This window comes from Priestia sp. TGN 0903 (genome assembly GCF_050846855.1).
GTDB lineage: Bacteria > Bacillota > Bacilli > Bacillales > Bacillaceae_H > Priestia > Priestia zanthoxyli.
Map to the genome: position 1 here is coordinate 227167 of NZ_JBOZGL010000001.1, position 24985 is coordinate 252151.

The 24985-nt window shown below is 38.2% G+C and carries 27 protein-coding genes; 23 read left to right on the plus strand and 4 right to left on the minus strand.

All coding sequences use genetic code 11. The features are described from left to right. The first annotated feature begins 25 nt into the window (after positions 1-25). Complete coding sequence (locus ACRPLY_RS01230) at positions 26-712, plus strand: response regulator transcription factor (RefSeq protein ID WP_432231468.1); 687 nt, start codon at positions 26-28, stop codon at positions 710-712. Next, entirely contained in the window at positions 709-2211 is a 1503-nt protein-coding gene (locus ACRPLY_RS01235) for a sensor histidine kinase (protein WP_325076905.1), read from the plus strand. The genes ACRPLY_RS01230 and ACRPLY_RS01235 overlap by 4 nt, the downstream gene beginning before the upstream one ends. A gap of 121 nt (positions 2212-2332) precedes the next feature. Here the strand turns inward: ACRPLY_RS01235 and ACRPLY_RS01240 are convergent, their stop codons facing one another. Then, positions 2333-3895, minus strand: a complete 1563-nt coding sequence (locus ACRPLY_RS01240) for an alpha-amylase family glycosyl hydrolase (RefSeq protein ID WP_165636097.1) — start codon at positions 3893-3895, stop codon at positions 2333-2335. A gap of 425 nt (positions 3896-4320) precedes the next feature. On the opposite strand from ACRPLY_RS01240, the gene pxpA reads away from it, so the two are divergent. The 11 genes from pxpA (at position 4321) to mug (ending at position 15083) form a co-directional block, all read left to right on the plus strand. Then, positions 4321-5082: a 5-oxoprolinase subunit PxpA gene (gene pxpA, locus ACRPLY_RS01245; protein WP_165636096.1), complete on the plus strand. Its 762-nt coding sequence runs from the start codon at positions 4321-4323 to the stop codon at positions 5080-5082. A gap of 24 nt (positions 5083-5106) precedes the next feature. Then, complete coding sequence (locus ACRPLY_RS01250) at positions 5107-6345, plus strand: NRAMP family divalent metal transporter (protein ID WP_033579076.1); 1239 nt, start codon at positions 5107-5109, stop codon at positions 6343-6345. A 52-nt stretch (positions 6346-6397) separates the two neighbouring features. After that, positions 6398-7189 (plus strand): putative hydro-lyase, encoded by a 792-nt coding sequence (locus ACRPLY_RS01255; RefSeq protein ID WP_432231469.1) that lies wholly within the window; start codon positions 6398-6400, stop codon positions 7187-7189. Positions 7190-7206: 17 nt separating this feature from the next. After that, a complete protein-coding gene (gene pxpB / locus ACRPLY_RS01260; protein WP_432231470.1) occupies positions 7207-7962 on the plus strand; it encodes a 5-oxoprolinase subunit PxpB in 756 nt (251 codons plus the stop codon). Continuing rightward, positions 7959-8954 carry a biotin-dependent carboxyltransferase family protein gene (locus tag ACRPLY_RS01265; protein ID WP_048020765.1) on the plus strand — a complete coding sequence of 332 codons (996 nt, stop codon included), beginning with the start codon at positions 7959-7961 and terminating at the stop codon, positions 8952-8954. Before pxpB ends, ACRPLY_RS01265 begins: the two co-directional genes overlap by 4 nt. 22 nt (positions 8955-8976) lie before the next feature. Next, entirely contained in the window at positions 8977-9438 is a 462-nt protein-coding gene (accB, locus tag ACRPLY_RS01270) for an acetyl-CoA carboxylase biotin carboxyl carrier protein (RefSeq protein ID WP_432231471.1), read from the plus strand. Between the two features lie 42 nt (positions 9439-9480). Further along, positions 9481-10845 carry an acetyl-CoA carboxylase biotin carboxylase subunit gene (gene accC, locus ACRPLY_RS01275; RefSeq protein ID WP_432231472.1) on the plus strand — a complete coding sequence of 455 codons (1365 nt, stop codon included), beginning with the start codon at positions 9481-9483 and terminating at the stop codon, positions 10843-10845. A gap of 131 nt (positions 10846-10976) precedes the next feature. Continuing rightward, complete coding sequence (locus tag ACRPLY_RS01280) at positions 10977-11741, plus strand: IclR family transcriptional regulator (protein ID WP_033579070.1); 765 nt, start codon at positions 10977-10979, stop codon at positions 11739-11741. Positions 11742-11768: 27 nt separating this feature from the next. Continuing rightward, positions 11769-12578, plus strand: a complete 810-nt coding sequence (locus ACRPLY_RS01285) for a uroporphyrinogen-III synthase (RefSeq protein ID WP_154988706.1) — start codon at positions 11769-11771, stop codon at positions 12576-12578. 586 nt (positions 12579-13164) lie between these two features. After that, complete coding sequence (locus tag ACRPLY_RS01290; protein WP_048020771.1) at positions 13165-14502, plus strand: coiled-coil domain-containing protein; 1338 nt, start codon at positions 13165-13167, stop codon at positions 14500-14502. A 68-nt stretch (positions 14503-14570) separates the two neighbouring features. Further along, on the plus strand, positions 14571-15083 hold the full coding sequence (gene mug, locus ACRPLY_RS01295) for a G/U mismatch-specific DNA glycosylase (protein ID WP_034266359.1): 513 nt from the start codon (positions 14571-14573) through the stop codon (positions 15081-15083). Positions 15084-15103: 20 nt separating this feature from the next. On the opposite strand, the gene ACRPLY_RS01300 is transcribed toward mug, so the two are convergent. Together ACRPLY_RS01300 and ACRPLY_RS01305 are read right to left on the minus strand one after the other, a co-directional pair. Then, positions 15104-16213 (minus strand): metallophosphoesterase, encoded by a 1110-nt coding sequence (locus ACRPLY_RS01300; protein ID WP_034266356.1) that lies wholly within the window; start codon positions 16211-16213, stop codon positions 15104-15106. Positions 16214-16360: 147 nt separating this feature from the next. Then, a complete protein-coding gene (locus tag ACRPLY_RS01305; protein ID WP_013083290.1) occupies positions 16361-16660 on the minus strand; it encodes a hypothetical protein in 300 nt (99 codons plus the stop codon). Between the two features lie 156 nt (positions 16661-16816). Between ACRPLY_RS01305 and ACRPLY_RS01310 the strand changes: the two genes are divergently transcribed. Then, the gene (locus tag ACRPLY_RS01310; protein WP_033579065.1) at positions 16817-17317 is read left to right on the plus strand and encodes a metallophosphoesterase family protein; all 501 of its coding nucleotides are present in this window, start codon (positions 16817-16819) and stop codon (positions 17315-17317) included. A gap of 35 nt (positions 17318-17352) precedes the next feature. On the opposite strand, the gene ACRPLY_RS01315 is transcribed toward ACRPLY_RS01310, so the two are convergent. Beyond that, complete coding sequence (locus tag ACRPLY_RS01315) at positions 17353-17577, minus strand: hypothetical protein (protein WP_014459961.1); 225 nt, start codon at positions 17575-17577, stop codon at positions 17353-17355. Positions 17578-17726: 149 nt separating this feature from the next. Here ACRPLY_RS01315 and ACRPLY_RS01320 point away from each other — a divergent pair, with 149 nt between their 5' ends. The 9 genes from ACRPLY_RS01320 (at position 17727) to ACRPLY_RS01360 (ending at position 24936) form a co-directional block, all read left to right on the plus strand. Beyond that, positions 17727-19709, plus strand: a complete 1983-nt coding sequence (locus ACRPLY_RS01320; protein WP_430077700.1) for a methyl-accepting chemotaxis protein — start codon at positions 17727-17729, stop codon at positions 19707-19709. 79 nt (positions 19710-19788) lie between these two features. After that, complete coding sequence (locus tag ACRPLY_RS01325) at positions 19789-19926, plus strand: hypothetical protein (RefSeq protein WP_014459963.1); 138 nt, start codon at positions 19789-19791, stop codon at positions 19924-19926. A gap of 199 nt (positions 19927-20125) precedes the next feature. Then, entirely contained in the window at positions 20126-21562 is a 1437-nt protein-coding gene (locus tag ACRPLY_RS01330; RefSeq protein ID WP_432231682.1) for an FAD-binding oxidoreductase, read from the plus strand. Then, a complete protein-coding gene (locus tag ACRPLY_RS01335) occupies positions 21559-22122 on the plus strand; it encodes an MFS transporter (RefSeq protein WP_028413262.1) in 564 nt (187 codons plus the stop codon). The genes ACRPLY_RS01330 and ACRPLY_RS01335 overlap by 4 nt, the downstream gene beginning before the upstream one ends. 101 nt (positions 22123-22223) lie before the next feature. After that, entirely contained in the window at positions 22224-22415 is a 192-nt protein-coding gene (locus ACRPLY_RS01340) for a hypothetical protein (protein WP_028413263.1), read from the plus strand. A gap of 118 nt (positions 22416-22533) precedes the next feature. Then, a complete protein-coding gene (locus tag ACRPLY_RS01345; RefSeq protein ID WP_033579060.1) occupies positions 22534-22725 on the plus strand; it encodes a hypothetical protein in 192 nt (63 codons plus the stop codon). A 396-nt stretch (positions 22726-23121) separates the two neighbouring features. Beyond that, entirely contained in the window at positions 23122-23466 is a 345-nt protein-coding gene (locus tag ACRPLY_RS01350; RefSeq protein ID WP_013057171.1) for a DUF2294 domain-containing protein, read from the plus strand. A 188-nt stretch (positions 23467-23654) separates the two neighbouring features. Then, positions 23655-24449, plus strand: coding sequence for a formate/nitrite transporter family protein (locus ACRPLY_RS01355; protein WP_048020790.1), 795 nt, complete (start codon positions 23655-23657; stop codon positions 24447-24449). Between the two features lie 295 nt (positions 24450-24744). Next, positions 24745-24936, plus strand: a complete 192-nt coding sequence (locus ACRPLY_RS01360; protein ID WP_028413266.1) for a hypothetical protein — start codon at positions 24745-24747, stop codon at positions 24934-24936. Positions 24937-24985: the final 49 nt, after the last annotated feature.

The following is a 24985-nucleotide window of genomic DNA, read 5'->3' on the forward strand; positions in this document are numbered from 1 at the left end:
TTAAGAATAGAAAGAGTGAAGAAACATGTCAGAAAGAACCATCCTTATTGTCGACGATGAAGACGAAATCAGAAATCTTATGTCCATTTATTTAAAAAATGAAGGATATCAAGTAGTAGATGTACCGAATGCTGCAACAGCTATAGATATGTTAAAAAAACAAAAAATTGACCTGATTATTCTAGATGTGATGATGCCAGGGATGAATGGGATAGATACTTGCTTAAAAATCAGAGAAGAATATACCATGCCCATTATTTTTTTATCAGCTAAATCAGAAGATATGGATAAAATTCACGGTCTGGCCAGTGGAGCAGAAGACTATGTTACAAAGCCCTTTAACCCATTAGAACTGATGGCGCGTGTAAAATCTCAACTTCGTCGATACTATATGGCGCCTGAAAGAGAGGTTTCTTCCCACTTCTTAGAAAAGGGAGACTTAAAAGTGGACGGAAGGACAAATGAAGTGTTTGTAAGAGATCAAGAGGTTCGTTTAACTCCTAAAGAATTTCAAATTCTCTCTTTGTTACTTCAGCATCAAGGACAAGTATTTAGTATTCAACAGATTTATGAAACTGTATGGAAAGAACCTTTTTATAAGTCGGATAATACGATTATGGTCCATATGACAAAAATTAGAGACAAAATAGAAGAGAACCCTAAAAAGCCAATCTATATTCAGACTGTATGGGGCGTAGGCTATAAAGCATGAAAACGAGAAATAATGCAGACAAAATTGGACGACCATCAGTCAATTTGAACACAAAATTATTCCTTATTTTTATTATCTCCTTGATTGTATCTATCCTTAGCTTTTTTCTTTTTATCTTCATAAATCCCCAATTTGGGGATATCCGTAATCAACAAATAGAGCAACAAAAAGAGGAAGAGACGATTAGAAAGCTCCTTGTTCAGCTCACTCATTCAATCGAAGAGAAGCACATGAGCTTAGATGATATAGGTAACATTGCTTCAACACTAAATCCTATAACGGATGCTCATCCTAATTTAGGGTTCTTAGTAGCAAATGCCAAAGGAGACGTTCTTTTTCATTCAAATAACAAAAAAATAAAAAGTACCAATATAAAGTATTTACTCAAACAAAAGCTTGCAGCTGAATCTACGGGTAATCAATCATTTAATGCACATTATTCTTCTTTTATATCGCTCCTTTCCCTTCAAGATGATATCGGATACCTCGTTATTGAAGGACCTTCTTTTGATCCTATTTTCAGTCCGAATAGATATATTTATCAAGTCTATATGGGACTTGGAGGTAGTGTGCTCATCTTTTTTGTCTTGTTTTTATTATGGACAAGGCCTATTACACGGTACATTAAGCAGATTGAAGAGGGAATCAACAGGATTGTGAACAAGGACTGGACGTATTCCATTCCGGTGAAAGGAAAAAATGAACTGTCATTCTTAGCTAAAAACATCAATTGGATGACCGAACAAATGAGGCAACGTTTTGAAAAAGAACGTAAAGTGGAACAAGCCAAAAATGAATTAATTACAAATCTCTCGCATGATTTACGAACTCCATTGACCTCTATTATTGGATATCTAACACTCTTGAAAGATAAACAGTATAAAAATAGTGAAGAGCTGGAGCAATATATTCAAACCACCTACGGTATTTCATTCAAATTGAAAAATTTATTGGATGAACTATTCGAATATACGAAGTTGTCCCTACCTGAAGTAGACATGCAATTTCAAGAAGTCGATTTAAGTGGGGTGTTATATCAGCTTGTAGGAGAGTATACTCCCATGTTTGAAAATCGTGGGCTTTCCGTAAAAGTAGAGATTCCTGATGAGGCTGTTTTTATCTCCATAGATATTGAGAAAATGATTCGCGTTTTCGATAATTTACTTTCGAATGCTGAAAAATACAGTCATGAAAGTGGAGATATTGAGATAGTCCTCTATACTAACGAAAAACAAGTCATTGCACGTATTTCTAATACAACTGATCAAATTGCTTCTGAAGAATTAAGCCATCTGTTTGATAAGTTTTATCGAATGGATAAAGCACGCTCTAGCAAAGTCGTAGGGTCGGGAATTGGCCTTTCCATTGCCAAACGAATTGTTGAACTTCATCAAGGCGAAATATGGGCAGAAAGCGAGCAAAACAAGATAACGATGTATGTTGTGGTGCCTTTGCACCAAGATACAAAGGAGAAAGAGACCATTTATGAAGATTTATGAACTAATTAGACTAGCAGTAGAAATTATGTTTACGCCTATTTCTGATGATGTTCTAATGCTAACTTTTTATGAAAAAACACCTTCAAGTGATTACCAGGTAATCACTCGAAGGTGTTTTCTATTATTTTATTAAAACCGTTGTATTCGCCGGAATTACAAGCTGATTTTTGACTTTTGTAGCACCTTTTTCACTAGCAAAAATCAATTTACCTTTCGCGGCTACAGATACTTTTACCGGTTGATTTGAAATATTATGATACACGCTAATCGAGTTGCCTTTATACGTACGGCTATAGGCAACAACTTCTTTACTGTCTACTGAAATAGATTGAAGCGTTCCTTTTACTAACTCTTCATGCTGCTGACGCACGCGAATCATTTCACGGTAATGATTTAACAAAGAGTCCTTTTGTTTGGTTTGTGCTTCTACAGACACGCCGTTGCCGCCTTTGTTATATACAGGTGTTTCCCAGCTAGTTTGTCCAAGTCCGTTTCCTTCGTACCAGCGGAACGGTTCACGGATTAACTCATCAGGCTTTTCACCGGTCATGCCAATTTCTTCACCGTAATAAATATACGGGTTGCCAGGAAGCGTAAGTAAGATAGAAGCAGCTGATTTTGCTTTGTTCACATCGCCGCTCAGTTCACTCATGACGCGGTTTTGATCATGGTTGGTTAAGAAAATGCCGTCAATTTTATTTGGATTGTATGATTTGAACAGCTCATCCGTTGCCGCTGCTGCAGTGGCGATTCCTTGATCATTTCCTGCTTTTACAGAGCTGACAATTTTCCCTGCTAAATCAAAGTTAAATAGGGAATCAAGCGATTGATAGTAAGGAGCTACCACTTCAGGCTGATCCCATACTTCACCCGTTAGATATACGTTAGGATTTTCTTTTTTCATCGCATCTCTAAACTCATTCCACCACAGGATATTTTTCTTAGCGCCTTCAGGCGTTTGACCTTTAAAAATATGAAGCGCAGCATCTAAGCGGAAGCCGTCAACGCCTTGCTTTAGCCAAAACTTTCCGACATTAATCATTTCTTTTCTTACTTCAGGGTTATCGTAATTTAAGTCAGGCATTCCTTCCCAGAACGTTCCATAAAAATACTCTCCGTTTGGAGCTTTATGCCATACTTGCTGCCCCCAAGATCCTTTTTCATTCAAGTCGGTATCTTTATCAGCCCAAATATAGTAATCTCTGTACTTGCTGTTTTTATCTTTTAACGCAGCTTGAAACCAAGGGTGTTCGCTGCTCGTATGATTCACAACGAGGTCCATAATAACTTTTACATCTCGTTTATCTGCTTCTTTCATCAGTTTGCGAAAATCTTGCAGATTTCCGTACTGAGGATCAATGTTATAATAGTCCGTTACATCATATTTATGATAGCTAGGAGAAGGGTTGACCGGCATCATCCAAATCCCGTTTACTTGAAGATCATTCTTTGTATGAGAATTGCCATCATTTAAATAGTCCAGCTTTTGTGTAAGACCTTTTAAATCACCATGTCCATCTTTATTTGCATCGTAAAAAGAGTTTACATACACCTCATAAAATACACCGTTTTTATCTGCAGCTGGAGATTTACCTTTATGTACGGTTTCGGCGTGAACGCCTGTTGATAAGCTAGCAGCCAGCGGCAGTGTTAGAGCTAAAGCTGTCCATTTTTTCCCTTTCATCGTTTCATCCCCTTTTTTGCAATCGTTTGCATAAATTGACTACAATTGAAATATAGCACCTCTTTGAAAACGATTACAACGAAAATTTTATTTTGATTATTTTGAACTAGTAATTATTCTGACAACCTAGTTATTTACTGTGTCCAATGGCATTAAGAAGCTGCATTATATTAAGGCTATAGATAGAAAACATCAATAAAATAAGGGAGTATTATCCAAATGAAAATAATGACTATGTCAAATATTCTGACAATGTTGTTGTTCAATTCATCATCTCGTGCTAAAATCCAAATATAACTGAAAAACGGTACTACAGTTCCGAAAAACGGAACTTGAAGTATTGATGCAGATAATTCAGCTTGGATTTTATTTACTATCTGCAAATGATTACGCTTACAATGAAGTTTTTAAGGGGGAAGAACGCATTGAGTAGAGTGGATTTAAACTGTGATTTAGGGGAAAGCTTTGGTGCTTATCGCATTGGCAATGATGAAGCCATTTTAGAACACGTGACGTCTGTAAACGTAGCCTGTGGATTTCATGCAGGGGATCCAAGCGTCATGAGAAAAACGGTAAAATTGGCCGCTGAAAAAAAAGTGCAAATTGGTGCTCATCCTGGTCTACAGGACCTTATCGGTTTCGGACGCAGAAACATCAATATTTCACCTCAGGAAGCCTACGATATCGTAGTCTATCAAATTGGTGCATTAAACGGTTTTTTGCAAGCAGAAGGGTTATCAATGCAGCATGTAAAACCTCACGGTGCACTATATAACATGGCTGCTAAAAATAAAGCGTTGTCTGAAGCAATAGCAAAAGCTGTTTACAACGTAAATCCTGAGCTGATTTTGTTTGGATTATCTGGAAGTGAGCTGATTCAAGCAGGTAACAGAATTGGTTTGAAAACGGCCAACGAAGTATTTGCAGACCGTACCTATCAGTTAGACGGTTATCTTACGCCTCGTACAGAACCAAATGCTTTAATTGAAAATGACGACGAAGCTGTTTCTCAAGTTATTACAATGGTGAAAGAAGGGAAAGTCAAATCTCAGCAAGGCAAGGATGTAGAATTGCAGGCAGACACGATTTGTATTCACGGAGACGGGGCTCACGCACTTGAATTTGCTCGTCATGTCAACCGTTCTTTACAAGCATCAGAAGTGGTAGTTAAGGCTATTTCACAATAAAAACTACATACAATCAGGAGGAAGATGATATTGGAGCCAATAAAAAAATCAACACCTCAGCAAAAGCTTTCGGCTGCACCTAAAGTAAACTGGACGTTAATGCTTGGAGCCGCTTTTTTAATGGCCACATCGGCTATTGGACCAGGCTTTTTAACTCAAACTACCGTATTTACACAAAATTTAGCCGCAAGCTTTGGATTCGTTATTTTAATTTCAATTATTCTTGATATCTTTGCTCAAACCAACGTATGGAGGATTATTGCCGTTTCTGAAAAACGCGGACAAGAAATCGCCAATATGGTATTTCCCGGACTAGGATACGTGCTCGCTATTTTAATTGTAATTGGAGGACTTGCATTTAATATTGGAAATATTGCCGGTGCCGGTCTTGGATTAAATGCGATTACCGGTATTTCTCCAACAGCCGGAGCTGCAATTAGTGCAGTTATTGCCGTGCTAATCTTCGTTGTAAAAGAAGCTGGAAAAGCAATGGATCGCTTCACGCAAATTGCAGGTTTTGTCATGATTGGGCTAATGCTATATGTAGCAGCTACTACTTCACCTCCCGTTGGAGAAGCTGTAGTGAAATCTTTTAAACCTGATCAAATCGACATCATTGCGATCGTTACGCTTGTTGGAGGTACTGTTGGTGGTTATATTACCTTTGCAGGCGGACATCGTCTTTTAGATGCCGGGGTAAAAGGCATCGATTCTTTACCTCAAGTAACTAAAAGTTCTGTAACAGGAATTCTTATCACTTCCGTTATGCGAATCGCTTTGTTTTTAGCTGTACTTGGCGTTGTATCTAAAGGGTTACAAATTGACCCGGCCAATCCTCCAGCATCCGTGTTTCAGCTCGCAGCAGGAAACGTCGGTTATAAAATCTTTGGTATTGTCATGTGGTCTGCTGCTATTACGTCTGTAGTGGGAGCTGCTTATACATCCGTTTCGTTTATTCAAACGTTTAGTGAAAAACTTAATAAAAACTCAAACTGGATTATTATTGGATTTATTATTATTTCAACTCTGTCGTTTGTCTTAATTGGAAAACCTGTAAAAGTTCTTCTGTTAGTTGGAGCAATTAATGGATTAATTCTGCCGATCGCCCTTGGAACATTACTAGTTGCTGCATATAAAAAAAGCATCGTTGGTGAGTATAAGCATCCTTTATGGCTTACCATTTCTGGTGTACTTGTCGTTATTGTAATGGCTTTAATGGGCGGTTATACGTTAATGGATCAGCTTCCTCAATTATTTAAATAAAACAATGTGCCCGCACGCAAGTTGCGTGCGGGTAATGATGGGAGATAGAAACATGTCAAACCTTTCACAACTAACTCCAGCTGAACTTCGTCAGCAAATCCGTAACAACCAGCTTATTCACCCAACGGCAGGCATGGCAAACGGCTATGCTCAAGCTAATTTAGCTATTTTACCAAAGAAACAAGCCTTTGACTTTCTATTGTTCTGTCAGCGTAATCCTAAATCTTGTCCTCTTTTAGATGTAACGGACGTTGGATCTCCTGTTCCAAAGTTTGCGGCTCCGTCCGGAGATATTCGTACAGACATTCCGAAGTATCGAATCTATGAAAATGGGGAACTGGTAAAAGAAGTAACCGATATCAAAGGCTATTGGACAGAAGATATGGTAGCTTTTCTCATCGGCTGCAGTTTTACATTCGAACACGCACTTTTAAACAACGGCATACCTGTTCGTCACATTGAAGAAAACTGTAATGTTCCTATGTATAAAACAAATATTTCATGCGCTGAAGCGGGAATATTCCACGGCTCGACGGTCGTTAGTATGCGCCCAATTCCTCAGCAAGACGTAGTGCGGGCAGCGCAAGTAACTTCACGTTTTCCAGCTGTGCACGGAGGACCTATTCACATTGGAAACCCCGCTGCAATAGGGATCCAAGACCTTCACTCTCCGGATTTTGGTGATGCTGTTTCGATTAAGGAAGGAGAAGTGCCCGTATTTTGGGCTTGTGGTGTAACTCCTCAAGCAGTAGCAATGGAAACCAAACCTTCTATTATGATTACACATGCTCCTGGACATATGTTTATTACAGATATTCGAGATGAAAAACTAGGTGTTTTATAAAAGAAAGAGGTGTAGATATGAATCAAACCATAACAAAAGCGTCAGCTGTTATTTCTCCGCTTGGCGACTCAGCGCTTGTTATAACGTTTGGAGATAGCATTCAGTATGACATTCATAAACAAGTCAAAACGTGTAAAGATTCGATAGAATTAAGTCCTTTCCCTGGGTTTATTGAATGCGTGCCGGCATTTACGAACCTTACGATCTTTTATAACCCTCTTGAAGTGGTAGCAGCCGTGAAAAAGAAGGAGAAAAAAGAATTTGTGTCTCCTTTTGAAGTAGTGTCTTCTATCCTTCAAAGTAAATTAGAGAACGAACAGACAGAAAAAGAGTTAGACCATCGTACGGTTTCCATTCCAGTTTGCTACGGAGGCGAGTATGGACCTGACCTTGAATATGTGGCTCGTCACCATAACTTAACACCTGAAGAGGTAATTAGTATTCATTCTGAAGGCGAATACTTAGCGTACATGATTGGATTTGCTCCTGGATTTCCGTTTCTCGGAGGACTATCTGAAAAAATTGCTACGCCTCGCCGCTCGTCTCCTCGCACCTCTATTCCTGCAGGTTCGGTTGGTATTGCAGGAATGCAAACAGGAGTGTATCCTATTTCCACTCCCGGAGGATGGCAGCTAATTGGTCAAACGCCGATTAAACTGTTTTTGCCGGAGCAAAATCCTCCAAGTTTGCTGCAGGCTGGAGATATTGTAAAATTTGAGCCTATCTCTAAAGAAGAGTATCAAGAACTACAGGCAAAGGAGGGAGAAAAATGAGTATAAGAGTTAGTAAAGCCGGGTTATTAACAAGCATTCAAGATTTAGGAAGAAAAGGATTTCAGCAGCACGGTGTAATTGTAAGCGGTGCAATGGATTCTTATTCTCTCCGAATTGCTAATTTACTAGTTGGTAACGATGAAAAAGAAGCGGGACTTGAAGTTACGCTAATGGGGCCTACCCTTGAAATAGAAAGTGATTGTTTAGTAGCGATCACAGGTGGAGATTTAACTCCTTCGGTCAACGGAAAGCCAGTCCCGATGTGGAAACCTTTATTTATTCCAAAAGGAGGCACTTTATCATTTGGGCCTTGTAGAACTGGTTGTCGTTCTTATCTATCTGTAGCTGGAGGATTTTCTATTAATGAAGTGTTAAATAGTAAAAGCACGTATTTGAGGGGCGAAATTGGTGGCTATAAAGGAAGAGCATTACAAACAGACGACGTTTTACCTGTATCTGTTCCTGCTGCTTCAAAGCCTGCTTTTCTTTCCAATGAACTGATAAACGGAGTATATACTTCTTCATGGTCCGTAAATTATAAAGAATTTGTCCATTTTACAAAGAAACCAAGTGTCCGTGTTATAAATGGGGGTCAATTTGATTTATTTACAGCTGAAAGCCAAAGTCATTTTACTCAAGACCCCTTTAAAGTATCAAATCAATCAGATCGAATGGGTTATCGAATGGATGGACCTTCTCTTCAGCTTCAAGAAAAAAAAGAGCTATTGTCTGAAGCCGTCTCACAAGGTTCTGTTCAAGTCCCGCCAGATGGAAATCCCATTATCCTGTTAGCAGACCGCCAAACTACAGGAGGATATCCTAAAATCGCTCAAGTCATCACAGCGGATTTACCGCTTTTAGCTCAAGTAAAGCCCGGAGAATCCATCTATTTTTCTCACATTTCGCTTCATGAAGCAGAAAAAATCTATTTAGAAAAAGAACAGCTGCTTCAAGAATTGAAGATTGCTATTAACCTTGCGTCAACTAAATAACATAAAACGGGAGTGACAAGAAATGATAAACGTACGTGAATTGCAAGAAGTTGTTTCATTAATGAATGAATCTGGTATTCAAAAGCTCCATATTGAACATGAAGGAACAAAAGTTGTCATTGATAAAGCGGGAATTCCTTTAGAAGACACAGCTGTTACAGAAGTAAAAACAGAGGAAGTAAAAGCCGCTGCTGCTGAGCAAACGCCTCAAGATTCTATGTCTGTAAACGCAGCAGAGAATAATGAAAAACAAATCTTATCACCAATGGTTGGAACCTTTTACGCCAAGCCAGAAGCAGACGCTGATCCGTTTGTTCAAGTAGGACAAACTATTGAACGTAAAGATGTTGTATGTGTAATTGAAGCGATGAAGCTGTTTAACGAAGTAGATGCAGGAATGGACGGAAAAGTGCTTGAAATTCTTGTGAAAGACGGAGATGTTGTTGAGTTTGGACAGCCTCTATTTACCGTAAAATCATATTAAAATATACGTATTAAAGTATACATATTGTCAGGAGGAGCCACTATGTTCAAAAAAGTGTTAATCGCAAACCGCGGTGAGATTGCAGTTCGTATCATTCGAGCTTGTAAAGAGATGGGAATTGTAACCGTGGCCGTGTATTCAGAAGCAGACAAAGATGCACTTCACGTAAAGCTAGCAGATGAGTCATTTTGTATTGGTAAAACATCTTCTAAAGAAAGCTACTTAAATATTCGGAATTTGCTTACCGTAGCACAAGTAACCAAGGCAGACGCTGTTCATCCCGGCTACGGATTTTTAGCTGAAAATGCTGATTTTGCTGAGATGTGTGAATCCTATGATATTACCTTTATTGGTCCAAAAGCGGAAGCCATCCGTAAAATGGGAGCAAAAGCTGTAGCAAGAGAAACAATGAAACAAGCCGGTGTGCCTATTGTACCTGGCACGGAAGGACTGATTGAAGATAGCAGCACCGCTATTCCAGTAGCAAGAGAAATAGGCTATCCAATCATTGTAAAAGCTACAGCGGGCGGCGGCGGAAAAGGAATGCGGCTAGCTCATAGCGAAGAGGAGCTAGAAAAAGCGATTCGTCAAGCTCAGCACGAAGCAGAAACAGCTTTTGGAAACGGCGGAGTATACCTTGAAAAATATTTAGAAGAACCGAAACATATCGAAATTCAAATTATTGCTGATGAGGAAGGTAATGTAGTTCATTTAGGTGAACGAGATTGTTCGATTCAGCGACGTCATCAAAAATTAGTAGAAGAAGCTCCGTCTCCTGCAGTAGATGAAAATCTTCGTGCGAAAATGGGCAAGGCGGCAGTCTCGGCAGCTAAAGCAGTCGATTATACAGGTGTGGGAACGGTGGAGTTTCTGTTAGATAAACACGGACATTTTTACTTTATGGAAATGAACACACGGATTCAAGTTGAACACCCTGTTACAGAACTTGTAACAAACATCGACTTAATTAAAGAACAAATTTCAGTAGCAGCAGGCTACCCGCTATCATTTGCTCAGCTGGATGTTCAGTTAAAGGGATGGGCAATTGAATGTCGAATCAACGCAGAAAATCCGGCTAAAAACTTTATGCCTTCTCCTGGAAAAGTCGAGATGTATTTACCTCCTGGCGGCTACGGCGTGCGTGTAGACAGCGCGGTTTACCCAGGCTATGAAATTTCTCCATTTTATGATTCAATGGTGGCGAAATTAATTGTAACAGGGAAAGACCGAAATGAAGCGATTCAACGAATGAAACGTGCGCTCGAAGAATTTATCATTATAGGTATTCACACAACCATTCCTTTTCATTTAGAATTACTGAATCATCCTTCTTTTAAAGAAGGGGATTTTACAACCAAATTTCTAGAAAGTAACCCTATTTCAATTAAAGAACTAGAAACGGTGTAAGAAAGGAAAGTGCTCTTATAAGGGAGTGCTTTCCTTTTTTTCTTCATGTATAATAAAAAGAACATATGATTAGCTAGTAAGCTATACTTCTATCAAATACATGTATTCGCACAAATAAGGGAGAAGGTTTTATGCAAGCTAACAATAAAACAGTCGTTAAATCCATGCAGATTCTCACGCTTTTTATCAACCACCCTAAGCTGACCTTCACAGAAATGATGGAATATTCAGGCGTTCCGAAAACTTCTTTGCATCGAATGGTTGGTTCGCTTGAAGAGATGGGATTTTTAACAAAAGACGCGCAAGGATACTATTCGCTAGGACTTTTATTCTTGCAATTTGGTCAGCTAGTGGCTAATCGCTTAGATATTAGAAATATCGCAAAGCCCGTAATGGAAACGCTCCGAGACGAAGTAGAAGAAGCGGTTAATCTAATTGTACGAGATGGGGATCAAGCCATGTATATTGAAAAAGTAGATACGCTTCATCCCGTGCGTCTCTATACATCAATTGGAAGGCGTTCACCTCTTTATGCAGGAGCTTGTTCACGCATTATTTTGGCGCATTTACCCGAAAAAGAACAAGAGGCATATATTACTCAAACGGAGCTAACTCCAATAGGTATTGGAACCATTACAGATCAAAAGAAACTAAGAAATGTATTAAAAGAAGCAAAAGAAAAAGGGTATACCATTAGCACCTCTGAATTAGAAAACTTTACAACATCCGTGAGCGCGCCGATTGTAAATCATCAAAATGAAGTGGTTGCAGGCATTAGCGTAGCGGGAATTGAAGCGAGATTTCAAGGAGACAGACTGCCGTTCATTATTCAAAAAGTAACAGAAGCGGCGAGCCTAATTTCTGAAAAACTCGGTTATCAAGGTTCATTAAAGTAGCATACATAGAAAAATGGAGGTAAACCATTGAAACGATTAGAAGGTAAAACAGTCGCACTCGTAGGTCAGCGTAAAGTAGAAGAAATCAGCAAAATTGTTGAAAACCTTGGCGGGACCCCGCTTGTACGACCTGCACAAGGAACCATCTTTTTAGATGACACACACTTAGAAGCAGATATTAAAGAACTGGTAAAAGGAAATTATGATTGGTTTATTTTTACGACAGGCGTTGGGACGGAAATTTTATATAAAACAGCAGATAAGCTAGGACTAGCTGATGAATTCCTTTCTTCTTTACAAGCAGCTAATATTGCTGCACGCGGGTATAAAACCGTAAATATGTTAAAAAAGCTCGGTGTTACTCCAACCGTTCGAGATGATGATGGAAGTACAGCGGGCCTAGTCAGAGCGCTTCATTCGTTTTCTTTTGAAGGAAAGCATGTAGCGCTTCAGCTTCACGGAGATCCTGCACCAAAATTGATTGATTTTCTTTCGAATCAAAAAGCCCAATTCAAAGAGATTTTACCGTATCAGCATATTCCTCCAAAAGCAGAAGTCATGGAACAGCTTATAAACGAATTAACAAGCGGGAAAGTCGATGCTGTTAATTTCACAAGCGCTCCCCAAGCCCGCTTTTTATTTTCGTTTGCAAGAGAACACGGACAAGCTGATCACATTCGAGAACTCTTTAACAGCTCTGTAGTAGCTGTGGCCGTTGGGAAAGTAACCGCTGCTGCTTTAAAAGAAGAAGGAGTAGATCGTATTGTTATTCCTGACCAAGAAAGAATGGGAAGCGCAATTGTAGCTTTAGAACACTATTATCAGCAGCGTGATTAAAAAAACCTTCTCGCCTCATGGCGAGAAGGTTTTTTGTATGGCTTCATCCAAGCGTTGTCGAATATTGTTTGAAAATTGCCTATTGTCCTCTTTTTGAACTTCTTCAAACATCGAATAGAAATAAATTCATTGTTATTCCAGAAAATCATTTTCAAATATTGTAAAAATGGTAGATAAAGGGTAAAAATAGACAAATATGTTAAAGAGTTATTACGTTTCTTTTAGAAATATCTTAAATCTAAACAGCTTAAACAATAATAATTATCTACTTTATAACGCTAAAAGCACTGCTGTTTGAAGCTTGATAGATCTTTCACTGGCATGGGGAAATAAAGGTATATTTTTGCAGGCAAGAAGTGAATGTATACACAAGCGTTAAATGTTACATTACTGAAATACAATTGTAATATTGTTATTCTTTTTTTGAACGTTTATCGTGGTATAATTTTCGTAGATTTTCATTAGCATATTTAGCTATTTATCGACAAATACAGTGAACTTTACATAAATTGTCAGACTTTTATACATATTGATACATAATTAGAAATTACTAGTTTAACAGAGCGAGAAAGCGGAGGAATTCATATTGAAAAAGAAAATGCTTTTACTTAACACAACGGTTTTATTAGGCCTAGGAGGAGTTTTATCAACCCCAGCGTATGCCTCTACCATTCAGGATATGGAATCACAAAAATCTCAAATTCAAAATCAACGCCAAGATGTGCAATCTAACATCAAAGCAGCTTCTGATGAATTAACACGCCTTCAAGCAGAACAAGATCAAATGAAAGCACAGCTTGAGCGATTAACATTAGCAGAAGAAGAAAATAATAAAAAAGCCCAAAAAACAGAAGCGGATATTAAAGAAACGTCTAAACAAGTAGACCAGCTTGAAAAAGAAATTAAGCTGCTTCAAGAAAAACTTGAAAAGCGAAATGATATTTTAAAAGATCGTGCACGTTCCATGCAAGAAAGCGGCGGTAACGTAGAGTATTTACAAGTTTTACTCGGTTCTTCAAGTTTTGGTGATTTTGTAGACCGCGCGCTAGCTGTTTCGACGATTGTAGATGCAGACCGCGGTATTTTAAAAGAAACTAAAAATATGCAAGACGAACTAAAAACAAAACAAGCAGATGTTAAATCTAAGCTTGCTAGCTTAGAAGATATGAAGGCAGAACTGGATGAAATGACTGTCCAGCTAGCAGCTCAAAAGAAACAAAAAGATGCGTTGGCAAAAGAACTAAAAGATAAAGAAGCAAAAAATGAAGAACTAAAAGCTTCTCTACAATCAAAAGACAGCTCTCTTGCGAATGAACAGTCTACGCTTGAACAAAATATTAAAGATCAAAAAGCGGCGGAAGAAGCAGCAAGAAAAGCAGCTGAACAAGCAGCTAAAGAGGCAGCTAAGAAAGCAGCCGAACAAGCTCAAAAAGCAGCGGCGGAACCAGCTGAAAAAGCTGATTCGCCTTCTCCTAAAGCAGCACCAAAAGCAAGCAGCAATGATGTTGCACCTACAAGCGCTCCGGCTCCAAAAGCTAGCAATGTTGTAACGGTAGGAAACCGCTGGATTGGAAACTCTGCTTACGTATTTGGCGGAGGACGCAGCCAGTCTGATATTAACCACGGTTTATTTGACTGCTCGTCATTTGTACACTGGGCATATTCTCAAGTTGGTGTTAACCTTGGGCCTCTTGGATCTGTAAGTACAGAAACGTTAAAGCATGCTGGAACGCAAGTGTCTTCTAGTCAAATCCAGCCTGGAGATCTTGTTTTCTTCGATACATATAAAAAAGACGGACACGTTGGTATTTATGTAGGCGGCGGCAAGTTCATCGGTGCTCAAAGCTCAACAGGTGTTGCAATTGCAAACATGAGCAGCGGCTACTGGAAACAAAAATTCAACGGACGCGTAGTTCGTATTTAATAGGGTATAGTAAAAAGAAAACATCCAATTTGGATGTTTTCTTTTTACATTGTAAGGAGCGTATGACTATGAACTCTATTTTTGATCATATACAGCCCAACTTAGATATTTTATTTGTCGGTTTTAACCCAAGCATCCGTTCCGGTGAAACGGGTCATCATTTTGCTAATCCAACCAATCGTTTCTGGACGATTCTTCATAAAGCAGGTTTAACAGATCGTAAATACCATCCCGAGGAAGATCACTCGCTGTTACAGCTAGGATACGGTTTAACAAATATTGTGGAGCGTCCTACAAAGGCAGCTGATGAGATTACAAAAGAAGAATATGCAGAAGGCAGAGAAATCCTAAAGAAAAAAATCGCTACATACACGCCTAAAATCGTTTGTTTTGTTGGAAAAGGTGTCTATCAGCAGTACAGCGGACGCAAGCAAGTGAGGTGGGGCAAACAAGAAGAATCGATGGTATCAGGAATAATGGATTTTGTTGCCCCGTCTTCAAGCGGGCTCGTTCGGATGAAAATAGATGAAGTAGTGGCTATTTACGCAGAACTTCCGAAGTTGCTGCGTACATTAAAATAGAGAAAGCCTTAGGGCTTTCTCTATTTTGTAAATGAAATATCAATTTGAATAATTTCTGACCGGCTTCCGATTCGAAGAGGAGGACCCCAAAAGCCAAATCCTGAAGAGACAATGGTATGCAGCTGATTAGTTTGTTTGTAGCCCCAATCAATTTCAAATAACCGCTTTGTGATCAAATGATTAGGGGCCATTTGTCCTCTGTGAGTATGACCGCATAAAAGTAAATCTACGCCTGCTTGTTCCGCTTCTTTTAAAGAAAGCGGCTGATGATCCATCGCAATGACTGGAAGAGAACGATCCGTTTCACTCGCTAAATCGAAAAAGCTGTCTCGATTTTTATCCGTCTTATCTTTTCTTCCAATTAAGTACAAGCTATCGCCTATGTTTAACACTTCATCCATTAAAATAGGAATGTTCATTTCTTTCATTCTTTCCACAAACTGAGGGATCTTCCCACCGTAATACTCATGGTTTCCCAAAATTCCATATGTGCCTAAAGGCGCTTTGAGCTGCTTCATCATATAATCCATTTCTTTTTTAAAGAATACGTGGGGATCATCGTCAATAATATCTCCAGGAAGTAAAATAAGATCTGGCTGTATCTTTTGTACATGAGTGATTAGCCGCTGTAAATGTTTTTTGCCGGACAATGTGCCAAAGTGCATATCAGATGCTACGGCAATGCGAAGGTTTTTCCGATTCGTCTTTTTAGCAAGCGAAATTGTATATTTTCTTACTACAGGACTGTAAGCATTATACGTACCGTAAGCAAAAATGAATAAAAAAGCAGCAATCATGAAAAGTCCGATTGAATCGATAGCTGTAGAAAGCGAAGCGCCTAGAAAAGTGAGAATATATACGGCTAGATTACTTATAGGAAGCAAAAGAACTGAATATTGAATAAATCCTAACCAATACGATCCTACAATTTTAAACATGCTCACTTGTTGAAACGCGCGACTGATGATAAAGGAATAAGCAAAAAACACAACGATCACCGTAAGAATCCATTTGTTTTCCACTTCAAACATTGTGTGAAGCCACACCCAAGCGTTCCATCCGATGTACAGAACGAATAAATTATATAAAATAACAACTAAAATAGACCTTACTAACACACTTACTTTCATACGCTAACCTCTTTTCTTTCATCCGTAATTCCACTATAGCTCATTTTTATTGCTTCAACAAAATTTTATCTCTTCTTTCATCAATAAAATTTTTGCCTGTTGCACAAACGAAAAAACACACCTATAAAACAAGGTGTGTTTTTTGTATTAATGATGGTGATGCGCGTGGTGAAGGCTGCTAATCACAAATTCAGGCTCTGGAACGTGGAAATATTGAATCCATACGCCTTCTAAAAATTTCTCGCGTTTATCTAAAACGATATCGATATCTTTATCTGTTTTTACGATTTCATCATGTTCAGTCGGCGTATCGAATTTCCAATCATAATGCGCATGATCACCGTGGTCGATAGTTACATATACACGGATCATTTTTCCTTGACCTTCTGGGCTAGCCAAGGCATTTTTTAATACTTTTGCTGCGTTTCGATTAATTTTTACTTCCATTTCGAAAACTCCATTCTGTAACTTAGTATGTAAAGTATTTTCGCAAACTTAAACGAAAAAGAGAAATTTTTTGCCTGACGCTCCGTATAGAGTTGCTTCATTACAACATAATACGCTACACTACACCATATTGAATGAAAAAGGAGCGTATCATAAATGAAGATCGTTATTTTAGGTGACACTCATATCCCCAAAAGAGCGAAACATTTTCCAAAAAGACTCCTAGCCGAACTGAAAACAGCTGATGCGATTATTCATACCGGAGATTTTCAAACGATAGATGTCTACAATGAACTGCGCGTTTTTGCTCCTGTACACGGCGTGATTGGAAATGTGGACAGTGAAGAGCTTCAGCAAGTACTTCCAACTTCATTGCTTCTTCCGTTTGATGATGTTACGATTGGCGTAGTCCACGGTCATGGCAAAGGAAAAACGACTGAAAAACGTGCACTTTTGGCATTTGAACATCAACAAGTCGATGCAGTAATTTTTGGTCATTCTCATATTCCTGTTCATAAACAAATTGGTGATATTACATTGTTTAATCCAGGTTCCGCTACTGACAAGCGGCGTCAAAAGCAATTTTCGTTTGGGCTGCTGTACATACAAAAAGACACGCTGCACTTTGAACATGTTTTTTATGATTCTAAAGACTAAAACAAGAGGGGACTCTTGTTTTAGCACTTTTACGTTTACGTTGTGTGGTCTAAATGAGCGATATATTCGTGAAGCTTATTTTCTTCATAGTCGTTTAAGTCATGCATCGGAATAACCTGCTGAGTTTGAGGATCCGTTCCTCTTACTTCCGCAATTTTTACTCCTTCTTTATAGATATTAAAAATATCTTTTTCTTCTCCGCGCTGAACCTTTTCTGTTTCAAACATTGAAAAAGACTTGCTGTTTTTACTTTCTTCCATTAAAATCACCTACTTTTTTTATCGTACTCTTATCTTTTCACTCCCATTGTTAATTATGTATACACTCGATGACTAAAGGAATATGAAGTCTTGCCGATAGAAAGGAAGTGCACGATCACTTTTAACTACAGAGAGAGAGGCTACATAGCATGGAGAGAGTAAGAAAAAAAAGGTCCCTTAATAACTTTAAGACAAAGCTGGTGCTAGCATTTGCAGCGATCTTATTAGTGCCATCTGTTACGATAGGTGTATCAGCTTACATAACAGCGAAACATGAAATTGAAAACCAAATTATTAACACAGCACAGCAAAATGTACAGTCCATTAATTCGGTGATTGACGATACCATTGGACCAAAAATTCATGATGTAGAGTTTTTTGCATCAGTGGTAAACAACGAGCGCTACAATGAAAAAGATATGGCTACTTTACGCAAAGATTTTAACTTATATGCTTCGCTTCATCCAGAAGCCGTCAGCATTTTTACAGGAAATCAGCAGGGGAAGTTTATTCAAGCGCCTAAAAAAGTGACACAAGCAGGCTATGATCCCAGAAAACGAGATTGGTACAAGCTAGCCATGCAAAACAAAGGGAAAACAGTTGTCACTGAACCTTATCCCTCAGCCTCTACAGGTCAAACCGTTATTACTGTAGCAAAAACAACGGCGGATGGCACAGGGGTTATTGCTTTAAATTTAGATATAAGCCGCATCAATAAAGCTGTCAGCAAAGTGAAAATCGGAGAAAAAGGATATCCATTTCTTTTAGATGGAGAAAGAAAATATATTGTTCACCCTACGGAAAAAGCAGGTACAAAAGCAACAGATTCTCTTTTTGACAAGCTTTATGCAAAGAGCTCCGGATTCTTTGAATATACCTTTAACGGTGATGAAAAAAAGATGGTCTTTACGACAAATAAAACAACGAACTGGAAAGTTGCAGGCACTATGTATTCATCAGAAGTGAGTGAAGCAGCACATCCTATTTTTTACAAAACACTATTTATTATTGTAGTTTGTCTGATAATCGGGAGTCTTACCATTTTTGTGGTGTTACAATCGATTATTAAACCGCTCAAACAGCTTAAGAATCAGGCTCTAAGCGTTAGTGAAGGAGATTTGACAACAGCGATTACCGTCAATTCAAAGGATGAAATCGGTGAGTTAGGGTATGCTTTTAGTCAGATGCAAAACAACCTTCGTACATTAATTCAAAATGTTGAAATGAGTGCAGAACAAGTGGCTGCTTCTTCAGAAGAGCTAACGGCCAGTTCACAGCAAACGAGCGCTGCGACTGAACAAGTATCGGTTGCGATACAAGAAGTGGCTTCTAGTGCAGAAAAACAAACGGCTGTTATTGACCAAAATGCAGCTTCTTTAGATGAGATTGTACAAGGAGTTTATACGATTGCCAAGCGTACAGAAACTGTTTCTCAGCTATCAAATCACACAACGTCTGAAGCGGTAGAAGGTGGAAAAGCCGTGAGAGAAACGGTCGAACAAATGGAATCCATTTCTCAGTCCGTCGAGCTATCTAATACAACGATTCGTACTTTGTTTCAACGTTCAAAAGAAGTTGGAACCATTTTAGAAGTAATCAGCGGCATTGCTGCTCAAACAAATTTACTAGCCTTAAATGCTGCAATCGAAGCGGCACGAGCTGGAGAACATGGAAAAGGGTTTTCCGTTGTAGCAGCAGAAGTAAGAAAGCTGGCAGAACAATCACAAGTTTCTGCGTCTCAAATTTCTGAGCTTATTCAAGCTATTCAACAAGATACTCAGGAATCTGTACATACAATGGAGCAAGTTACAAACAAAGTTGAAGAAGGACGAACAATTTCACAAACGGCGATTCAAAAGTTCGAACAGATTCTAAGCAGCATGAATGAAACGACTCCGCAAGTAGAAGAAGTGGCTGCGACTGCTCAGCAAATTTCAGCAGCGGTTGAAGAAGTGGCTCGTACAGCGGGTGAAATGGCGATTCTTGCTAAAGGAAATGCAGCTACATCTGAAGAAGTGGCTGCATCAACTGAAGAACAGCTGGCTTCAATGGAGGAAATTGCTGTTTCCGCACAATCTCTGTCTCAAATGGCAGAACAATTGACAGCACTCATCAGTAAATTTAATTTGTAAACTTTCGTCAAATCGTCATAGACCTCTTTTATATTGGAAAAAGTAGAACATACACATATGAAAGAGGTGACAGTATCCGATGGAGCAAACAAAAATGACCTTTGAGCCAGCTTCAATTAACGATGATATGCATGCGAAGCTTAAACAACTAGAAGAGCAGTTTCAACAAACGTTGGGAAAAAGAGTAGCTTTAGTTGCATACGAAGCTGAAAAATAAAAAAACAAAAAAAGAAAAGACCTAGTGTCTTTTCTTTTTTTGTTTCAATAAGGTTAACATACATTAAATTACAAGCTTTTTTTCATATACTTTCTCAAAATAAGTTATAATATAGTGTAAAAATACACTATATTAGTGTTATTTCACTTTTTGTATGGTATAATTTCACAGAAATAAAGAAAGGAGCTTACAGTTTGTGATGAAGAAAAACCTGTTGTTAGGATCTTTTTTATCTTTTTATCTAGTAGGTTCGTATACCTCATATCATATTTATAAACAGCAGCAAACCCGTCCTGTAACGGAGGATGTTGCGCAGCTTCTTCCTACAAAAGTCAAAGAAATAAAGCATGGAACCACTGAAAAACAGCTGAAAAATTGGGTGAAAACCGCTTCACAGCATCATGAAAAAATAGCGATTTCAGGCATGCAGCACAGCCAAGGAGGGCAGACATACTATCCTAATGCTATTTTACTTGATATGAAGCAGTACAATAAAATTATAGATTACAAGCCCCGTCAAAAAGAAATTACGGTTCAAAGCGGGACAACGTGGAATGATATTCAGCAATATATACATAAAGACGGTCTTGCTCTTAAAGTTATGCAATCACAAAATATTTTTACCGTTGGAGGTTCTATTAGCGTGAACGTACACGGCAGAGATATTCGATACGGTTCTTTAATGGATACGGTCAAATCTATGCGTCTCCTGCAGGCGGACGGATCTATTATCGAAATTAGCCGGACGAAACACCCCCAGCTGTTTTCTTTAGTAAACGGAGGCTACGGGTTATTTGGGGTCATTTTAGATGTGACGCTTCGTTTGACGGACGATGAATGGTACGAAGATGAAATTATTCGCTTAGATTATAGGCAGTATACAGCGTATTTTAAAAACTACGTACAGCATAATCCTGACGTTCGTATGCATATGGCGCGTATTTCTGTTTCTCCTAATCAATTGCTAACAGATATGTACGTCACAAACTACCGTTTATCTTCTCAAAATACTTCTACTGTAAACGAACCGCTCAAAACAGAAAAAATAGTGGCTCTTCCTAAATTTATGCTAGGACTGTCTCGATACAGCGACTGGGGAAAAGATATGCTGTGGGAAACACAAAAGGCTTATTTCTTAAAGCAAAATGGACGGCTTGAAACAAGAAATAATGTTATGCGTTCTGAAAGTGATTTTATGGAATACGAAAGTGCTAGCCGGACGGAAATTTTACAAGAATACTTTGTTCCAGTTGATGAATTTGCTTCTTACATCGAGGATTTACGTCAAGTGTTATCAACTGAGGAATTAAATTTATTGAACATTACCGTTCGCTATGTAGAGAAGGATAATAAAGCCGTCATGTCTTATGCAAAAGACGATATGTTTGCTCTTGTTTTACTTATTAACCAGAAAAGAGACAATCAAGGCATCTCTGATACACAAAGAGTTGTCCGAAAAATGGTGGATGTGACGCTGCAGCATCAGGGAAGCTATTACTTGCCTTACTACGGCTACCCAAGCAAGAAGCAGTTAGAAGAGGCTTACCCTCATACAACCGCCTTTTTTAATTTGAAAAGAAAATATGACCGGAACGAAACGTTCGTTAATTTATTTTATAAGGAGTATGGAAAATGACGTACAAACAACTCTTACATTCACAAAGCCTGATGATTACCGCAAGCAGTATTGTGTTTCCTTTTTACCTTTTACTGCTTCGAAATCTTGGCGATAGCTATTCACAATTTGGCTTAGCTTACGGAATTTTTGCTTTAACCGCAGCTTTGAGTCATCCGTTGATCGGTTCATGGAGTGACAGAGTAGGAGAAAAGCGCTTGCTTCTTTTATATACGTTTGGGATGGCCGTTGTTATGATTGTGATTCCTGTTTTAACAACGATCACACAGGTGTATATCATTCAAATTATAATGGGTCTGCTTGGAGCTCTTCAAAAAACAGCAGAAAAAATAGCGTTATCTAGGCAGACAGATCGTGCTCACACAGGAAAACAAGTAGGACACTATCATTTATGGACCTCTATATGGGCAGCCTTGGCCGTTATTGCAACAGGGTATATCATTGATTTTCTGACAATCGGAAGCCTTTTTTACATCACTTCGTTTATGTACGTAGCGGCAGGGGTATTAATATGGCAAAAACCAAAAACAATCGAGCTTGAACACCACCATTCGCTGTAAAAGCATATATGGACAGGTCACCTGAATTTTTTAGTTCGTACAGTAAGATACTATAAAAAATTTATGTTCTCCCGATATAAGTACTGAAAGGAGAAACGTTTATGCAAGGTATAAGTATATCAGGGCAAGATGCATGGTCTTCTATTATAGTATCGTTCGCTATTTTCATCATTATATGGGGTCTGATTCCAGGCTTAACTATAAAGTATGTATGTAAAAGTCAAACACTAGGTATAGCAAGTTTTTTTATCGGTATTGTCTATGGAGTTAAAGCAGGTCATTTTCTTATTTAAATACGGTTTAGGTTAAATAAGGAAGCTTGGACCGCTATTAGCTAAGTCGGAGTCCCTTTTGTTTCCTGTTATTTTTTTAGAGCAATTCTCCATAATAACAGTTAAAGAGGTGAATCCGATGACAGATAACAATGTCGGGTTTGGAGTTAGCGGAAGCGAAGAGACTAGAAAAAAATCTACTGTTTCTAGTAAAACTCCTATATCTAATGATGTACAACAAAATCAAAAACAAGATAACTACGAAAAGCTTAGCCATCAACTAAATTCATTATCTGATGATGAATTTAGAGCAGATCGTGATGAAGATTAAGGGCTACCTATCAAAAAAGAATATTTAAATTAAATAAAGTATTATGAAAGTAAACTAAGTGGATTCCATGACTTTAACGTGATAGCATTAAGTACTGGTACAAACATACCACTTGACTATTTTGACATGCTATCTTGTCAAAGTTCTTGGTTATTTCTTTGATAACTGAGAATTCATTTGTAACCTTTAAGTAGAGATATAAAGGTAATCCTTCACTTTAATAAGTGAAGGATTTTTTTTCATTCCGTAAAAGTTTTGCAATTGTTTGGATTAATAAGAATAAAACAGATACATTGTATACAATGTAAACGTCGTCATGTATAATGTAACTTATTCTTAGTTGAAAACTTGAATGAGCAGGACAGACATACTCGAGATAAGCGGAGGCATACACCGGTGTCTAAAAAAATACATGATTTTAATGATATTATCCGAAAGCTGCGCAAAAAACTTTTTGGAAAAGGTCCAGAACGAATTCATACTGTATTCGTTCAAAACATGGCTATTTCAACTTTGTACGGCAACTTAACGCCAGCTGAACAATTTATCGCGAGAACAACCGAAGGTAAAGAGACGGTACATATGGCAAGAACGAAGCTTATTCAAAACCTTTATGCTTCATCTCCTCCAGAGGGGCTTGAAGACTTGTTAGGAGCTAAGCTGGAGTACTTATTTTCTGATATCAAAGTGGAAGAAGATATTGCTGTTTCTGTGTTTGTGTTTGAAACTAATATTCAGTAGAACAACGCAAAATACATAATTTAATTAAATGAAAGAGAAGTAGGATCTGCTTGTTTTTTATTTAGTTTTATTATAGATAATGATGACTGATATACTGTAAAGAAAGTGCAGGATTATTAGGCAGCATTCAAAAACCTTGTGTAAAAGGTGTTTTTGAGTGCTGCCTTTTTTAATTAAGGAGGAGTTTTATGGCATTTCACAAGCCGGATAAAATGTTAAACATCGCTTTAGAAGCGGGGGTTTCAAAGACGAAGTTATCCCTTTCTTCTATTCTTATGCTTGGGTTTCTAGGAGGCGCATTTATTGCGCTTGGTTTTTTACTAGATGTGCGCGTCATTGGTAATTTACCAGCTGAATGGGGAAGTTTATCAAATCTTTTAGGAGGGGCCGTCTTTCCTGTAGGTCTTATGCTGGTAGTACTTGGGGGAGCAGAGCTCATTACGGGGAATATGATGTCTGTCTCCATTGCCCTGTATGCAAGAAAAATTTCGCTTCGTCACTTGCTTCATAACTGGTTTTGGGTTACGCTTGCTAACTTTTTAGGTGCCGTATTTATTGCGTATTTCTTTGGACATATTGTCGGGTTAACAGAAACGGGGCCTTTTTTAGATAAAACGGTAGCAATTGCTCAAGCTAAAATTGACGACTCATTTTTTAAAACGCTTATTTCTGCCGTGGGCTGCAACTGGCTTGTATGTTTAGCTATTTGGCTTTCATACGGCGCTGACGACGTTACGGGGAAAATTCTTGGTATTTGGTTTCCGATTATGGCATTTGTTGCGATTGGCTTTCAGCACGTTGTAGCCAATATGTTTATTATTCCCGCTGCTATTTTTGCAGGTCATTTTACATGGATTGATTTTATGACAAATATTATCCCTACCTTTATTGGAAATATGATAGGTGGAGCTGTATTTGTAGGCCTTATTTATTTTTCTTCTTATCAACAGAAACAAAAAGAACGATTAAAAAAAGCTTCTTAATCAGGATTTATCAGTTGTCATTAAAAAAGCAGTCTCTTAGTAAAGAGGCTGCTTTTTTGATAGTGAAAGGTGAAAAAATGTACTTTTAACAATTTATGTATGATAACATATAAATCGATTAGAATATGGTACCATGAGCGTTTGAATCCACACTATTATTTTCATAATAATATTATGGTTAACTAGATGTTGATTAATACATTCGCAATTGAATATCTAGTACTACTTACTGTTTTATATGATTCATATGCAAATCATATTTAATAACTTACTAACGCTAACGGAGAGTGAAAAAATGAAGTTCATGCTTGCTGTTTTATTGATTATACTTGGTAGTATTTTAGTTGGTTTGACCAGTAACAGTCTAGGCGCAACAGGTAATAACATCATGCATTTATCTGGAATTGGGTGCCTTATAGCAGCTATTTTTATAGCAAAAGGCAAAAAAGATATCAAACACCGTAAAAAAAAGGAATGCGATGTTTAATCACGCATTCTTTTTTGATGTAAGCAGCTCTAGGCCTTTGTCATCCACT

Excerpts from the sequence above, each read along its gene's own strand:
- ACRPLY_RS01230 (WP_432231468.1), top strand. The coding sequence starts at position 26 with ATGTCAGAAAGAACCATCCTTATTGTCGACGATGAAGACGAAATCAGA.
- ACRPLY_RS01235 (WP_325076905.1), top strand. The coding sequence starts at position 709 with ATGAAAACGAGAAATAATGCAGACAAAATTGGACGACCATCAGTCAAT.
- ACRPLY_RS01240 (WP_165636097.1), bottom strand. The coding sequence starts at position 3,895 with ATGAAAGGGAAAAAATGGACAGCTTTAGCTCTAACACTGCCGCTGGCT.
- ACRPLY_RS01250 (WP_033579076.1), top strand. The coding sequence starts at position 5,107 with ATGATATTGGAGCCAATAAAAAAATCAACACCTCAGCAAAAGCTTTCG.
- ACRPLY_RS01255 (WP_432231469.1), top strand. The coding sequence starts at position 6,398 with ATGTCAAACCTTTCACAACTAACTCCAGCTGAACTTCGTCAGCAAATC.
- pxpB (WP_432231470.1), top strand. The coding sequence starts at position 7,207 with ATGAATCAAACCATAACAAAAGCGTCAGCTGTTATTTCTCCGCTTGGC.
- ACRPLY_RS01265 (WP_048020765.1), top strand. The coding sequence starts at position 7,959 with ATGAGTATAAGAGTTAGTAAAGCCGGGTTATTAACAAGCATTCAAGAT.
- accB (WP_432231471.1), top strand. The coding sequence starts at position 8,977 with ATGATAAACGTACGTGAATTGCAAGAAGTTGTTTCATTAATGAATGAA.
- accC (WP_432231472.1), top strand. The coding sequence starts at position 9,481 with ATGTTCAAAAAAGTGTTAATCGCAAACCGCGGTGAGATTGCAGTTCGT.
- ACRPLY_RS01280 (WP_033579070.1), top strand. The coding sequence starts at position 10,977 with ATGCAAGCTAACAATAAAACAGTCGTTAAATCCATGCAGATTCTCACG.
- mug (WP_034266359.1), top strand. The coding sequence starts at position 14,571 with ATGAACTCTATTTTTGATCATATACAGCCCAACTTAGATATTTTATTT.
- ACRPLY_RS01300 (WP_034266356.1), bottom strand. The coding sequence starts at position 16,213 with ATGAAAGTAAGTGTGTTAGTAAGGTCTATTTTAGTTGTTATTTTATAT.
- ACRPLY_RS01305 (WP_013083290.1), bottom strand. The coding sequence starts at position 16,660 with ATGGAAGTAAAAATTAATCGAAACGCAGCAAAAGTATTAAAAAATGCC.
- ACRPLY_RS01310 (WP_033579065.1), top strand. The coding sequence starts at position 16,817 with ATGAAGATCGTTATTTTAGGTGACACTCATATCCCCAAAAGAGCGAAA.
- ACRPLY_RS01315 (WP_014459961.1), bottom strand. The coding sequence starts at position 17,577 with ATGGAAGAAAGTAAAAACAGCAAGTCTTTTTCAATGTTTGAAACAGAA.
- ACRPLY_RS01320 (WP_430077700.1), top strand. The coding sequence starts at position 17,727 with ATGGAGAGAGTAAGAAAAAAAAGGTCCCTTAATAACTTTAAGACAAAG.
- ACRPLY_RS01325 (WP_014459963.1), top strand. The coding sequence starts at position 19,789 with ATGGAGCAAACAAAAATGACCTTTGAGCCAGCTTCAATTAACGATGAT.
- ACRPLY_RS01330 (WP_432231682.1), top strand. The coding sequence starts at position 20,126 with ATGAAGAAAAACCTGTTGTTAGGATCTTTTTTATCTTTTTATCTAGTA.
- ACRPLY_RS01335 (WP_028413262.1), top strand. The coding sequence starts at position 21,559 with ATGACGTACAAACAACTCTTACATTCACAAAGCCTGATGATTACCGCA.
- ACRPLY_RS01340 (WP_028413263.1), top strand. The coding sequence starts at position 22,224 with ATGCAAGGTATAAGTATATCAGGGCAAGATGCATGGTCTTCTATTATA.
- ACRPLY_RS01345 (WP_033579060.1), top strand. The coding sequence starts at position 22,534 with ATGACAGATAACAATGTCGGGTTTGGAGTTAGCGGAAGCGAAGAGACT.
- ACRPLY_RS01355 (WP_048020790.1), top strand. The coding sequence starts at position 23,655 with ATGGCATTTCACAAGCCGGATAAAATGTTAAACATCGCTTTAGAAGCG.
- ACRPLY_RS01360 (WP_028413266.1), top strand. The coding sequence starts at position 24,745 with ATGAAGTTCATGCTTGCTGTTTTATTGATTATACTTGGTAGTATTTTA.